A 14,265-nucleotide genomic window follows, 5' to 3' on the forward strand; every position below is an offset into this window, starting at 1 on the left:
GCGGAAAAGCGCCTCTGGCTCAGGCCTGGCTGCGCAGGAACGCCTCCAGCGCATCGGGGGCCAGGGGGCGGCTGAAGTGGTAGCCCTGGGCCTCGTCGCAGCCCTGCTCACGCAGGAATTGCAACTGGGCCTCGGTTTCCACGCCCTCGGCCGTGGTCTGCATGCCCAGGGCCTGGGCCATGCGGATGATGGCGCTGACGATGGCGCGGTCGTTGCTGTCGTGGTCCAGGTCCTGGATGAAGGACTGGTCGATCTTGAGCTTGTAGATCTGGAAGCGCTTGAGCTGGCTCAGGGAGGAGTAGCCGGTGCCGAAGTCATCCATGGCCAGGCGCACGCCGTGCTCGCGCAGCCGGTCCATGGTGGCCGTGGCCTGGTGCGGATCGTGGATGGCGACTCCCTCGGTGAGCTCCAGCTCCAGCGAATCGGCAGGCAGGTCGCTGTCCAGCAGGATGCGATTGATGATCTCGGGAAGTTGCTGCTGGTGAAACTGTATGGCTGAAAGATTCACGGCGACCTTGAGGTCGTGCAGGCCTGCGTTGCGCCATGCCTGCAACTGCTTCATGGCGCTGCGAAGCACCCATTCGCCGATCTGCAGGATCTGGCCGCTGTCCTCGGCCACCGGGATGAACTCGGCGGGCGAGACGGAGCCGAGTTCGGGGTGCTCCCAGCGCAGCAGGGCCTCCACGCTGCGCACGCGTCCCGTGCTCAGCGTGATCTGTGGCTGGTAGTGCAGGTACAGCTGATTGCGTTCCAGTGCGCGGCGCAGCGCGTTTTCCAGTTGCAGGGCCCGCAGCGACTGGGCCTGCATCTGGGGGGTGAAGAAGCGGTAGGTGTTGCGGCCTGCCTGCTTGGCGTGGTACATGGCCGCGTCCGCGGCCTGCGTCAGCGAATCGATGTCATGGCCGTCGCGCGGGTACAGGGCAATGCCCATGGACGGGGCAATGGTCAGCTCATGGCGGTCGATCTGGTAGGCCTGGCGCGAGGCCTCCTGCAACTTGCCGGCCACACGGGCCGCGCCCTGGGCGTTGGCTCCGGGCAGCAACAGCACGAACTCGTCGCCGCCGATGCGTGCCACGGTATCGCGGTCGCGCACCACGGCGCGCAGGCGGCGTGCGATCTCCACCAGCAGGGCGTCACCCACGCGATGGCCCAGCGAGTCATTGACATGCTTGAAGTGGTCCAGGTCCAGGAACATCACGGCCAGCGGCGTGTCGTTGGCCTTGGCCAGTTCGATCGCGCGCGCACTGCGCTCGGCCAGCAGCGTGCGGTTGGGCAGGCCGGTGAGCGCGTCGTAGTGCGCCATCCAGTAGATGCGCTCCTGGTCCAGCTTGCGGTCGGCGATCTCCCGGTGCAGGTTCTCCACCGTGGCGCTGAGTTCGCGCGTGCGGTCGCGCACCTGCTGCTCGAGCAGTTCGTGGGCCTGGCTCAGGGCCTGTTGGGCGCGCAGGCGCTCATCGATGTCGCTGACGATCCAGATGGAGCCCTCGCGCGCATCTGCGGGATTGATGAGGCGTCCCGTGAGCTCGCCCCAGAACAGGCTGCCGTCCCTGCGGCGCAGGCGGCGCTGGGTGCGGAAGGACAGGCCTGCGCTCAGTGTCCGGTAGGCCTCCCGGCCCAGGCTGCGCAATTCGTCGCGGCTGGGGTGCAGGTGCTCGCTGTTCATTCCGACCAGCGCGTGTTCCCCGGGATACCCGAAGATGTCGGCATAGCATTGGTTGCAGCGGACGATGACGCGCTGGCGGATGAAGACGATGCCGACGCCGGCGTTGTCGAGCAGGGCCTGCTGTTCGCGCAGGCTGCGCTGCAGGGACGCCGCCATCATCGAAGACGGACGTTCGAGCACAGAGTCGTACGCAATCGTCGGCGAGGACATGGCGAAACGGTGGACGGTGGTGAAGGAAAAGGAAGAAAAACTTACAAAGTGTAGCACTCGACGAAAAATGCCCTTTGGGCGTTTGCCCGGTGGGCGCAAGCCCATGGGGCATCAGGCGCCGGCAGGGTTCTTGCGGATGCTTGCTTCCTGGCTGGGGCTCCTGGCCTGGATGTCCAGCCGCTGCGCCAGTTCATAGAGCACGCCATGGCGCAAGGCGCCGTGCGTCACACGCATGCGCTCTATGCCCAGGCAGGAGAAGATGGCGCGCATCACGCTCACTCCGCCGCCGATCATGGGCCGCAACTCTTCCTTGAGGCCGTCCATGTTCACCCGGTCGACATGGCCCGCGCGCAGCAGCTGCGCGTGCAGCCAGTCCAGGCCTTCCCGCGTGATCCAGCCCGTAGCCGCATTCGGCGCATGGGCCAGCACCTTGACGATGGCGCCGGCCGTTCCAGAGGAACCATAGGCGTGGTCCCACTGGCTGGCGGCGAACAGCAGGGCCTGGGGGGCGAGCATCTGTGCCACGGCAGACTCGGCTTGCGCCATGGCCTGGGCCGACAGCTCTCCACTGGCGAAGTGCCGCATCGCCCAGGTCACGCTGCCGAATGCGAAGGAGCGTGCCTGGAGCACCTGCCGCTGCTGCCCCAGGCACAGCTCCGTCGAGCGACCGCCGATGTCCACGACCAGGCGCCGTTGCTGTCTGCTGGGCAGTGTCTGGGCAACACCCCGGTAGATCAGGCGTGCCTCCTCTTCTCCATCGATGACTTCGATGGCACATCCCAGGATGTGCTGCCCCCGGACCAGGAAGATCTGGCGGTTCGCCGCCTCCCTCAACGTCTGGGTGGCCACGGCGCGTACCCGATGGCGCGGCAGATCGCCCAACACCTGCGCATAGCGCTCCAGGCATGCCCAGCCCCGCTGCATGGCTTCCAGGCTCAACATCCCTTCGGCATCCAGGGCGCTTCCCAGACGTATGGCCTCCTTGCGGTGGCTGAGCAGTTGCACCCGCGTGCCATCACTGCGGGCCATGGCCAGCAGGCAGCTGTTGGAGCCGATATCGATGGCGGCCAGGCGATTGTCGGAGGGGGAGAGAGGAGGCATGCGCAAACGAGGAATGCCGCGGCGGCGGTGGCAGGCTTGCCGCCGCCCACGGTATCCGTGGCAGGAGGGCAAGCTTAGCACCCTGGCAAGACAGCCTGAAGTGTTTCGGCGGGTTTCCCGCAGGACCGGACCAGCGAGAATGTGAAGAAAGCGTGTCGATTGCATGACCGACTCCCTGGTTCCGAGGCGAAGCTGCAGCCACAGCCATGTGACGGCTGTCATGGAGAGGAAGGCTTGATGTCATGAACATGTCACAAACAGGCGTCAGACTGCCTGCACCCGCGGTTCGCGGGGTGATTACCGGGTCCGGTGCAGGCCGGGCTCCAGCCTCCATGCCTCAGACATTCACGCCGAATCCCGGTGGCGACCCCCAAGCGGCCGCCGGTCCAGAACAAGAACCGCGCCGGGCGCCTGGAGGTCCTGCTTCGCTGGGCATGGCCCGGGAGGCAGCAACGCCTGCTTCCCAGGATGCTCCCCTGATACCGCTGGGCAAGAGCCTGTCCGCTGCCTTGCAGGAGCTGCATGCGCAGGCCACGGCGGGGCCTGGGGCCGTGCTGCCCGCGCATGCGCTGGCTGCGGCATACACTGGCCTGGGCGCCACAGCGGAAAGCGATGACGTGCAGCAGCAGTTTCTTGACCGTGACCATTGCATTCTGGCCTTCAACGAAAGGGTGCTGGACTGGGCCGTGCGCGAGGACGTCCCCTTGCTGGAGCGGCTGCGCTTCCTTTGCATCGTCTCGTCCAACCTCGATGAGTGGTTCGAGGTACGTTGCGCCCCGCATGTGACGGCGGCCAAGGCGGGTGACGCCAAGGGGCCGTACACGCTCCAGAGCTTTCGCTCCCTGATGGACAAAGCCCACGGACTGGTGGCCCGCCAGTATGCGCTGTACAACCAGTCGCTGATGCCCGCCTTTGCCGGCCAGGGCATCCGCGTGGTCTCCCATGGCGAGCGCAGCGCAGCCCAGCGCAAATGGGTCCGCGAGTATTTCCTGCGCGAAGTCCAGCCCCTGTTGATGCCCGTCGGGCTGGATCCGTCCCATCCGTTTCCCCAGGTGGCCAACAAGGCGCTGAATTTCATCGTTCGCCTCAAGGGGGTCGATGCCTTCGGGCGCGCCAACGAGGTGGCCATCGTCAAGGTGCCGCGCGCCTTGCCGCGCCTGGTGCGTCTGCCAGAGAAGATCGCGGGCAGGCAGCGCCTGTTCGTGAGCATCTCCAGCATCGTGCGCGCCCATCTGGCCGAGCTGTTTCCGGGGCGCGAGGTGGCGGAGTTCGCGCAGTTCCGTGTCACGCGGCATTCGGACCTGGCGGTGGACGAAGACGATGTCAGCGACCTGCGCATGGCCTTGCGCCAGGGGCTGCACCACCGCCACTATGGCCAGGCCGTGCGGCTGGAGGTCTCCTTTGCCTGCTCGCCCATGCTCTCCGACCTGCTGCTGGGGCAGTTCGGCTTGCCGGCCGAGGCGCTGTTCCGTGTCAAGGGCCCCGTGAATCTGGTGCGCCAATCCCAGTTGGTGGATCTGGTGGATGACCCTGCGCTGCTGTTTCCGCCGTGGCGCCCCGCCTGGCCGCACCAGTTGCAGGCGGGTCGCTCGGTGATGGCCCAGATGCGCAAGCGCGACGTGCTGATCCACCAGCCCTTCGAGAGCTTCGATGGTGTGCTGGAGCTGCTGCGCGAAGCCGTCAACGACCCCGAGGTGCTGGCCATCAAGCAGACCATCTATCGCACGGGATCGGACTCCGAGATCATGCAACTGCTGGCCGAGGCCGTGCGCCGGGGCAAGGAGGTGCTGGCCGTGCTGGAGCTCAAGGCGCGCTTCGACGAGGAGGCCAACATCAATTCCGCCGAGAAGCTGGAGGCGCTGGGTGCGCAGGTGGTCTATGGCGTGCTGGGCCTCAAGACGCACGCCAAGATGCTGCTCATCACGCGCCGGGAAAAGCGCAGCGGCCAGCTCAAGCGCTACGGACATCTTTCCACGGGCAACTACAACGTGCGCACGGCGCGCCTGTACACGGACATCAGCCAACTGACCTGCGATGCGCAGATCACGGCGGACATGGATGCCGTGTTCAGCCATCTGTCCAGCCACAACCGTCTGCCCAGGCTGCACCAGTTGGTGATCGCGCCGTTCCAGTTGCACGATCGCCTGCTGGCGCTGATCGCCCGGGTGGGCGAGGCGGCGGCGCGGGGCGAGGAGGCGCGTATCGTGCTGAAGATGAACGCACTGACCGATGAGCAGTTGATGCAGGCCCTGGTGCGGGCAGGCCAGCAGGGGGCGCGCATCGACCTCATCGTGCGCAGCGCCTGCATGCTGCCGCCCCAGCGCAGGGGCTGGACCGACAATATCCGCGTGCGCTCGGTGATCGGCCGTTTTCTCGAGCACTCGCGCGTCTTCTACTTCGCCTGGGGCAGGCAGCAGGAACTGCTGCTGTCCAGTGCCGACTGGATGAACCGCAACATGATGCGCCGCGTGGAGCTGGCTTGGCCCGTGCGTGATCCGGCATTGCGCCAGCAGGTGATCGACGAGTGCCTGGTCGCCTATCTGCATGACAACCGGGATGCCTGGACGCTGGAAGCCGATGGCGCCTACCATCGAGCGCCGTTGCCGACCTCCGGCCTGGGTGCGCAGCGTGCCCTGATGGAGCGCTACGGGCCGAGGGCCTGAGCCACCGGGTGCACTGCTGGCGCCCGGGCGACGAGGCGATGGGCGAAGGCCCTGCTGGTGAATGTGCGGACAGGGCCTTTCGGCTGGACTGGGTGCGAGGTCAGTGCAGGTGCAGTTGCAGGCTCCAGGGCGTCTTCTGCCAGGCCACGGCCTCGGTGCGCAGCAGTTGTGCCGATTGCGGGTAGCTGCCGGCCCAGCCCTTCGGCGCGGTCAGGTGAAAGACGGCGTCCGAGCGGTGCAGGCGCATGCCCTGCAGGTCGGGCAGGCGTCGGGCATGGCACAGCTGCACGGCCAGGCGCAGTGCCAGCAGGGGCCAGGCCACGGCGGGATCCTCGATGGCGTCCTCGAGCTTGCGCAGCTTGCCCTGGTGGCCCAGCACCAGCTGGGTGATGCGCGTGCGCAGCTCCAGCGGCCAGGTGGCCGTGCTGCAGTGCTCGGTGATGTAGGCCCCGTGGCGGTGATAGCCGCTCAAGGAGATGCGCATGCCGATTTCGTGGAGGCTTGCCGCCGTATCCAGGGCATGGGTGGCCAGGGCGTCGGGCGTCGACCCGATCTGGAGGGACTGCCATGCCCAGTGCGCGACCTCGCGCACGCGTTGGGCATGGGCCGTGTCGATGCCGAAGTCCAACTGCAGTGCGGCAATTTCCGTGGCCTCCCGGTCGGCGGGCGGTTCATGCTCCAGCAGGTCGTGCAGGGCTCCCTGGCGCAGGGCGCCCTGCGCCACTTCGAGTTCGCTGATCCCCAGCAGGCCCAGGGCGGCGATCAGTATGCTCAGGCCGCCTGCGATGACGGCGCGGCGGTCTTCCTTGAGGCCGGCCAGGCGGATGCGGTCCACATGTCCGGCCTCCATCAGTTGCTCGTGCAGCCAGCGCAGGCTGCCGGGAGTGATCATCCGGGCTGAATGCCCGTTGGCGGCCAGGATGTCGCCGACGGCATTGGCCGTGCCGGACGAGGCATAGGCGCAGTCCCAGGCGGTACCGGGGTAGGCCGACACGGTCTGGGCCAGCGCGGCCTGGGCGGCCTTGATGGCGGCCGAGAAGTGCGCGCGCGACAGCACGCCGTCGGCAAAGAACTGCGTGCTCCAGGCCACGCTGCCGATGGGATAGGAGGCCACCTGGCGTGCCTCGCCATGGTGGCCGATGATGACCTCGGTGGAGCGTCCGCCGATGTCCACCACCAGCCGGCGCTGGGGCGAAGGCGGCAGCAGGCTGGAGACGCCACGGTAGATCAGCCGCGCCTCTTCTTCGCCCGAGATGACTTCGATGGGAAAGCCCAGCAGGGTGTTGCCGCGGGCAATGAAGATGTCTCGGTTGCGTGCCTCGCGCAGGGTCTGCGTGGCCACGGCTCGCACCTGCTCGGGCGAGAAGCCGGCCAGGCGCTCCCCGAAGCGGGCCAGGCAGTCCCAGCCGCGCTGCATGGCCTCCTGGGTCAGTTCATTGTGCTCGTTGAGTCCGTTGCCTTGGCGCACCGTCTCCTTGAGGTACTCCACGCGCTCTATGCGCTGGTGGCTGCCGACACGCCCGATTTCGAGGCGAAAGCTGTTGGATCCGAGGTCAACGGCGGCGAGCAGGGATTCTGGTGCCATGAAAGAAACGCCAATCAAGATTCGTCGAGCGGGAGTGTGCATGCCCGCCATCGGCAGGGGTGCACCCGTCTGGTGCCGGCTCGTGCGACGCACAAGACTAAGACGAAATTGTGACACTGCAATGACTGGGGTCTTACAGTCGACGCAACGCCGTTTGTGACGTAATTTTTCGATGTCACATCCGTGTCATAAAGCCTTCTTACAGTCCAGCCATCGCATCTTTCAACCCCAAGAGGTCTGTACATGAAGTTGTCTGTGATTCACATTCTGGTGGCTGGTGCCCTGTCGGCTGGCGGCCTGGGCCAGGCCCTGGCACAGCAGGAAGCCACGGGCGCAGGCGCCAGCTTCCCGGCGCCCCTGTACTCCAAGTGGGCCGCCGACTACCACAAGGCCACGGGCGTGAAGATCAACTACCAGTCCGTGGGCTCCAGCGCCGGCATCAAGCAGATCGAAGCCAAGACCGTGGACTTCGGTGCCTCCGATGAGCCGCTCAAGGACGACGAGCTGGCCAAGAAGGGCCTGGTGCAATTCCCCACCGTGATCGGCGGCATCGTGCCCGTGGTCAACATCAAGGGTATCCAGCCCGGCCAGCTGAAGCTGACCGGTCAGGTCCTGGGCGACATCTACCTGGGCAAGATCACCAAGTGGAATGACGCTGCCATCAAGGCCCTGAACCCCGGCGTGGAGCTGCCTGACGCCACCATCGCCCCCGTGCGCCGGGCCGACGGCTCGGGCACGACCTTCGGCTTCACCAACTACCTGTCCAAGGTCAATGCCGAGTGGAAGGAAAAGGTGGGCGAAGGCAAGGCCGTGAACTGGCCCACGGGCGCCGGCGGCAAGGGCAACGAGGGCGTGGCCGCCTTCGTGGGTCGTCTGCCCAACTCGATCGGCTATGTCGAGTACGCCTACGTCAAGCAGAACAAGCTGACCTACACCCAGCTGCAGACCGCTGGCGGCGCCTTCGTCTCGCCTGACGACGCCACCTTCAAGGCAGCGGCTGCCGGCGCCGACTGGTCCAAGAGCTTCTACCAGATCCTGACCAACCAGCCTGGCAAGGATGCATGGCCCATCACCTCGGCCACCTTCATCATCATGCACAAGGCCCAGGACAAGCCCGCCCAGGCAGCGGCTTCCCTGAAGTTCTTCGAGTGGGCGTACAAGTCCGGCGACAAGACCGCCGCCGACCTGGACTACGTGCCCATGCCCGACGCCGTCAAGAACGTGATCTTCCAATCCTGGGGCCAGATCAAGGACGGCTCCGGCACCACGATCTCCCTGAAGTAAACCCTGAACAAGGGCCATGGCGCGCCGCCGGCAGGTGCATCATGGCCCTTCCCGCTCCCTAAACCCGCGAATAAAGGCGCTCCACGTGTCCACAACGTCGCCCCCGAACCCGCTGAACGCCTCCGCTGCACAGGTGCCTCAGCGACGCACACCCTCTCCGCTACGCCCTCCGATGCTGTCGGGGCGCGTGGCGGATCGCCTGTTTGGAATCCTGGCCCGCCTGGCCGCGTTGCTGACCCTGGGCCTGCTGCTGGCCATCATGGGTTCGCTGCTGGTGGGCGCCTGGCCTGCCATCCATGAGTACGGCCTGAGTTTCCTGGGCCGCAGCGTCTGGGACCCCGTGCAGAACGAATTCGGCGGCCTGGTCATGATCTACGGCACGCTGGCCACCTCGGCCATTGCATTGCTGATCGCGGTGCCCGTGAGCTTCGGGATCGCGCTGTTCCTCACCGAACTGTCCCCGGCCTGGCTCAAGCGCCCGCTGGGCACGGCCGTGGAACTGCTGGCCGCCGTGCCTTCCATCGTCTACGGCATGTGGGGCCTGATGGTCTTCGGCCCCGTGCTTTCCACCTATGTGCAGCAGCCGCTGCAATCGCTGTTCAAGGGCGTGCCCTATCTGGAGGCCTTCGTTTCCGGCCCTCCGGTGGGCATCGGCATCCTGTCGGCCGGCATCATCCTGGCCATCATGATCATTCCGTTCATCGCTTCCGTGATGCGCGACGTGTTCGAAGTGACGCCGGCCCTGCTCAAGGAGTCGGCCTACGGCCTGGGCTCCACGACCTGGGAGGTCGTCTGGAAGGTCGTTCTGCCCTATACCAAGACCGGCGTGCTCGGCGGCGTGATGCTGGGACTGGGCCGTGCGCTGGGCGAGACCATGGCCGTGACCTTCGTGATCGGCAACATGAACCAGCTCAACTCGCTGTCGGTCTTCGAGGCTGCCAACAGCATCACTTCCGCATTGGCCAACGAATTCGCCGAAGCGGGCGAGGGCCTGCACCAGGCATCCCTGATCTATCTGGGCCTGGTGCTGTTCTTCATCACCTTCGTGGTGCTGGCCTGCTCCAAGGTGCTGCTCAACCGGCTGCAAAAGAATGAAGGGGCACGTTCGTGAGCACCACCACTTCCGCAAAGATGATCGGCGCGGCCGAGCTGGCGCGTGTGCGCCAGGCCAAGTACGCCCGACGCAAGCGTCTCAACCAGGTGGCGCTGACCCTGTCCCTGATGGCCATGGCCTTCGGCGTGTTCTGGCTGATCTGGATCCTCTGGGAAACCATCACGCTGGGCATCGGCGGCATGAGCCTGGCGCTGTTCAGCGAGATGACGCCGCCGCCCAATGAGGCTGGCGGCATCGCCAACGCCATCTTCGGCTCGCTGATCATGGTGGCCCTGGCCACCTTCGTGGGCACGCCCATCGGCGTGATGGCCGGTGTCTATCTGGCCGAGTACGACGCGCGCGGCTGGCTTGCCAACACCACGCGCTTCGTCAACGACATCCTGCTGTCCGCGCCCTCCATCGTGATCGGCCTGTTCGTCTACACCGTGGTCGTGGCGCGCTTCAAGAGCTTCTCGGGTTACGCGGGCGTGGTGGCGCTGGCGCTGATCGTGATTCCCGTCGTCATCCGTACCACCGAGAACATGCTGGTGCTGGTGCCGGCCAGCCTGCGCGAGGCCGCCTATGCCCTGGGAACCCCGAAGTGGAAGGTCATCAGCCTGGTGACGCTGCGCGCGGCGCGCGCGGGCGTGATCACCGGCGTGCTGCTGGCCGTGGCCCGCATCGCCGGCGAGACTGCTCCGCTGCTGTTCACCGCGCTGAACAACCAGTTCTGGAACGCCGACCTGTCCAAGCCCATGGCCAGCCTGCCGGTGACCATCTTCAAGTTCGCGATGAGTCCCTACGAAAACTGGCAGCAGCTGGCCTGGGCCGGCGTGTTCCTGATCACCGTGGCGGTGCTCGGCCTCAACATCCTGGCGCGTTTCCTGACCCGCCAGAAGTAATGCAGCAAAAGACAAACCCAAGGATCACGCAATGACTGCGACTTCCTCTCCCGTGTCGACCTCCGCCAAGCTGGCCGTGCGCGACCTGAACTTCTACTACGGCAAGTTCCACGCCCTCAAGGGCATCAACCTCGACATCCCCGAGAAGAAGGTCACGGCCTTCATCGGCCCGTCGGGCTGCGGCAAGTCCACGCTGCTGCGCACCTTCAACCGCATGTTCGAGCTGTACCCCGAGCAGCGCGCGGAGGGCCAGATCATGCTGGACGGCGAGAACCTGCTGACCAGCAAGCAGGACGTGGCCCTGATCCGCGCCAAGGTCGGCATGGTGTTCCAGAAGCCCACGCCGTTTCCCATGTCCATCTACGACAACATCGCCTTCGGCGTGAAGCTGTTCGAGAACCTCAGCGCCTCCGATATGGACGACCGCGTCGAGTGGGCGCTGCGCAAGGCCGCGCTGTGGGGCGAGGTCAAGGACAAGCTGCAGCAAAGCGGCTCGGGTCTGTCCGGTGGCCAGCAGCAGCGCCTGTGCATCGCGCGCGGCATCGCCATCAAGCCCGAAGTGCTGCTGCTCGACGAGCCTTGCTCGGCCCTGGACCCGATCTCCACGGCCAAGATCGAGGAGCTGATCGCCGAGCTCAAGAACGACTACACCGTCGTCATCGTGACGCACAACATGCAGCAGGCGGCACGCTGCAGCGACTACACGGCCTACATGTACCTGGGCGACCTCGTGGAGTTCGGAGACACCGAGCAGATGTTCTTCAAGCCCCAGCGCAAGGAAACCGAGGACTACATCACCGGCCGCTTCGGCTAAGGAGCAAGCGATGACAGAAAAACACCTTTCCAGCCAGTTCGACAGCGAACTGAACCGCGTCTCGGCGCGCGTCATGGAGCTCGGCGGCCTTGTCGAGTCCCAGATCCGCCAGGCCGTCTATGCGCTGTCGCGCTTCAGCATCGAGGCCGTCGAGCAGGTCGATGCCGCGGAAAAGCGCGTCAATGCCATGGAGGTGGAGATAGACCACGAACTGTCCTCCATCATCGCCCGGCGCCAGCCCACGGCGCGCGATCTGCGCCTGCTGATCGCCTTTTCCAAGGCCACGGCCAATCTGGAGCGCATGGGCGACGAGGCCCACAAGATGGCGCGCATGGTCAAGTCCATCATCGAAAGTGGGGCCGCTCGCTCCCTGCCCACGGGCGACCTGCGCACGGCGGCCGAGATGGCCTCGGGCCTGCTGCGCAAGACGCTGGACGCCTTCGCGCGCCTGGATACCAAGGCCGCCGTGGCCATCCTCAAGGAGGATGACCTGATCGACCAGGAGTTCGACGGCTTCGTGCGCAAGCTCATCACCTACATGATGGAAGATCCGCGCACCATCTCGGCCAGCCTGGACCTGCTGTTCCTGGCCAAGGCCATCGAGCGCATCGGCGACCATTCCAAGAACGTGGCCGAACTGATCATCTACCTGGTGGAAGGCAAGGATGTGCGCCACCAGACGATGGATGCCATCGAATCGGCAGTGCTCTAAGCAGGAGGCTCACACCGGATGAAGAAGATGCCCATGGTCCTCATCGTCGAGGACGAGCCCGCCATCGCCGAGCTGATCGCCGTCAACCTGCGCCACAACGGCTTTCAGCCCGTCTGGGCCGAGGATGGCGTGACGGCGCAGCGCGAGCTCGATGCCGTGCTGCCCGACGTGATCCTGCTCGACTGGATGCTGCCTGGCGCCAGCGGCCTGTCGCTGGCGCGCAAATGGCGCGCCGACAGCCGCACCAAGGCCGTGCCCATCCTGATGCTCACGGCGCGCGGCGACGAGCCGGACAAGGTGGCGGGGCTCGACGCGGGGGCCGATGACTACATCACCAAGCCGTTCTCCACCCAGGAGTTGCTGGCGCGCATCCGCGCCGTGCTGCGCAGGCGCGCGCCAGAGCAGATCCAGGACAAGGTCAACATCGGCGAACTGGTGCTCGATGCCGCCGCGCACCGCGTGAGCTGGCAGGGTGACATGCTCAAGGTCGGTCCCACCGAGTTCAAGCTGCTGCACTACCTCATGAAGCATCCCGAGCGGGTGCACAGCCGGGCACAGTTGCTGGACAAGGTCTGGGGCGACCATGTGTTCATCGAGGAGCGCACGGTGGACGTGCACGTCAAGCGGCTGCGCGAGGCGCTGGGCATGGCGGGTGCCTTGATCGAGACGGTGCGGGGTGCCGGCTACCGGCTCAGCGCGCAGGCGCTGGCCTGAGGCGGGCTCCATCCGCATGAATCCACGCATGGTCCTCGCGGGCCATGCCAGGGCGCCGCTGTCCAGGGCAGCGAATACAACAACGCAAAGAAGGCGCAAGTATGGGTTGGCGAGGTTTTCGCTTGTTGGCGTCCCAGATCGCGGGCGCATTGCTGGGGTGGTGGCTGTGGAATGCCTTGGCGGCTTCAGGCCCCGGCGTGGCGGCACAGGCCGTTGCGGCCCTGGCGGGGGCTTTTGTCGCCGGCTGGATATGGTGGCTGGTGGACAGCTGGAATGCCATGCGCCTGCTGTCCTGGCTGCGCCAGTCGGAGCTGACGGAAGCGCCCGAGCTTGCGGGCATCTGGGGCGAGGCCAGTGTGCGCATGCGCCGCTGGCTGCGCCAAAGCGTGCAGCAGGTGCAGCAGGGCGACCAGCGGCTCAACGACATCCTCTCGGCCCTGCAGGCCAGTCCCAATGGCGTGGTCCTGCTCGATGCCGAGGGACGCATCGAATGGTGCAACCAGATTGCGGCGCGGCAGTTCGGTTTCGATGCCGAACGCGACCTGCTGCAAAGCATAGGCAACCTGGTGCGCGATCCCGAGTTCAGCGCCTACTTCGCCACCCAGGATTTCTCGCGCGACCTGGTGATGCAAGGGCGTGAAAGCACGGCCTCGCGACCGGTCAAGCTGTCGGTGCAACTGTACGGCTATGGCGAGGGACGCAAGCTGCTGCTGGCGCGCGACGTCACGGCGCTGGAGCAGGCCGAGGCCATGCGCCGCGACTTCGTGGCCAACGTCTCGCACGAGATCCGCACGCCCCTGACCGTGCTCGTCGGCTTCGTCGAGACGCTGCAGAACCTTCCGTTGGAGCCCGACGAGCGCAATCGCTACCTGGGCCTGATGGCCCAGCAGGCCGAGCGCATGCAGCACCTGGTCGAGGATCTGCTGGCCCTGTCCCGACTGGAGGGAAGCCCGCTGCCCGGCAACAACGAATGGGTGCCCGTGGCACAGCTCATGCAGCGCTGCGAGAACGAGGCGCGCGGACTGTCGGCCATGCTCACGCGCAAGCAGTCCATGCCGCACGACCTGAGCTTTCCTTCGGCACAACTGCTGGCCGAAGCGGGCGAGGTGGCCGGGGCCAGCGCCGAGCTGCAAAGCGCCTTCTCCAACCTGTTGGCCAATGCCATGCGCTACACGCCCGCAGGCGGGCGCATCGAAGTGCGCTGGGAGACACTGCCCGACGGCTCGGCACGCTTTGCGGTGCAGGATTCGGGGCCGGGCATCGAGCCCAAGCATCTGGCGCGGCTGACCGAGCGCTTCTACCGTGTGGACCGCAGCCGCTCGCGTGATACGGGTGGTACGGGACTGGGGCTGGCCATCGTCAAGCATGTGCTGCAGCGGCATGGTGCCAAGCTGGGTATCACCAGTACACCGGGGCAGGGGTCGGAATTCTCGGTGACCTTTCCGTCCAGCCGTGTGCGCCCTGCCGCGCCTGCAGCACGCGAAAGCCGCGCCGCATAGTGCCTGTCCCTGTTCCTGTCCCTGT

The 14,265-nt window shown here is 66.1% G+C and carries 11 protein-coding genes; 8 read left to right on the forward strand and 3 right to left on the reverse strand.

Going from position 1 to position 14,265, the window contains the following annotated elements:
- Positions 1–19 precede the first annotated feature (19 nt).
- Both L1Z78_RS08765 and L1Z78_RS08770 read right to left on the reverse strand, forming a co-directional pair.
- Complete coding sequence (locus L1Z78_RS08765; protein ID WP_234641139.1) at positions 20–1,873, reverse strand: EAL domain-containing protein; 1,854 nt, start codon at positions 1,871–1,873, stop codon at positions 20–22.
- A 111-nt stretch (positions 1,874–1,984) separates the two neighbouring features.
- Positions 1,985–2,974, reverse strand: coding sequence for a Ppx/GppA family phosphatase (locus tag L1Z78_RS08770; RefSeq protein ID WP_234641140.1), 990 nt, complete (start codon positions 2,972–2,974; stop codon positions 1,985–1,987).
- A 242-nt stretch (positions 2,975–3,216) separates the two neighbouring features.
- Between L1Z78_RS08770 and ppk1 the strand changes: the two genes are divergently transcribed.
- Positions 3,217–5,637 carry a polyphosphate kinase 1 gene (gene ppk1, locus L1Z78_RS08775; protein WP_234641141.1) on the forward strand — a complete coding sequence of 807 codons (2,421 nt, stop codon included), beginning with the start codon at positions 3,217–3,219 and terminating at the stop codon, positions 5,635–5,637.
- A 100-nt stretch (positions 5,638–5,737) separates the two neighbouring features.
- Here the strand turns inward: ppk1 and L1Z78_RS08780 are convergent, their stop codons facing one another.
- Entirely contained in the window at positions 5,738–7,222 is a 1,485-nt protein-coding gene (locus tag L1Z78_RS08780) for a Ppx/GppA phosphatase family protein (protein WP_234641142.1), read from the reverse strand.
- 243 nt (positions 7,223–7,465) lie between these two features.
- Between L1Z78_RS08780 and pstS the strand changes: the two genes are divergently transcribed.
- The 7 genes from pstS to phoR all read left to right on the forward strand — a co-directional run bounded on the left by pstS (position 7,466) and on the right by phoR (position 14,240).
- Positions 7,466–8,506: a phosphate ABC transporter substrate-binding protein PstS gene (gene pstS, locus L1Z78_RS08785; RefSeq protein ID WP_234641143.1), complete on the forward strand. Its 1,041-nt coding sequence runs from the start codon at positions 7,466–7,468 to the stop codon at positions 8,504–8,506.
- A 172-nt stretch (positions 8,507–8,678) separates the two neighbouring features.
- Positions 8,679–9,617: a phosphate ABC transporter permease subunit PstC gene (pstC, locus tag L1Z78_RS08790; RefSeq protein ID WP_234642127.1), complete on the forward strand. Its 939-nt coding sequence runs from the start codon at positions 8,679–8,681 to the stop codon at positions 9,615–9,617.
- 20 nt (positions 9,618–9,637) lie between these two features.
- Entirely contained in the window at positions 9,638–10,501 is an 864-nt protein-coding gene (gene pstA, locus L1Z78_RS08795; protein WP_234642128.1) for a phosphate ABC transporter permease PstA, read from the forward strand.
- A gap of 31 nt (positions 10,502–10,532) precedes the next feature.
- Entirely contained in the window at positions 10,533–11,315 is a 783-nt protein-coding gene (gene pstB / locus L1Z78_RS08800) for a phosphate ABC transporter ATP-binding protein PstB (RefSeq protein WP_234641144.1), read from the forward strand.
- Positions 11,316–11,325: 10 nt separating this feature from the next.
- Positions 11,326–12,027 (forward strand): phosphate signaling complex protein PhoU, encoded by a 702-nt coding sequence (gene phoU / locus L1Z78_RS08805; protein ID WP_016447458.1) that lies wholly within the window; start codon positions 11,326–11,328, stop codon positions 12,025–12,027.
- An 18-nt stretch (positions 12,028–12,045) separates the two neighbouring features.
- Positions 12,046–12,741, forward strand: a complete 696-nt coding sequence (gene phoB / locus L1Z78_RS08810; protein ID WP_234641145.1) for a phosphate regulon transcriptional regulator PhoB — start codon at positions 12,046–12,048, stop codon at positions 12,739–12,741.
- A gap of 122 nt (positions 12,742–12,863) precedes the next feature.
- Complete coding sequence (phoR, locus tag L1Z78_RS08815) at positions 12,864–14,240, forward strand: phosphate regulon sensor histidine kinase PhoR (RefSeq protein WP_234641146.1); 1,377 nt, start codon at positions 12,864–12,866, stop codon at positions 14,238–14,240.
- Positions 14,241–14,265 lie beyond the last annotated feature (25 nt).

Origin of the sequence: Delftia tsuruhatensis (genome assembly GCF_903815225.1) — a bacterium.
Lineage (GTDB): Bacteria > Pseudomonadota > Gammaproteobacteria > Burkholderiales > Burkholderiaceae_C > Comamonas > Comamonas tsuruhatensis_A.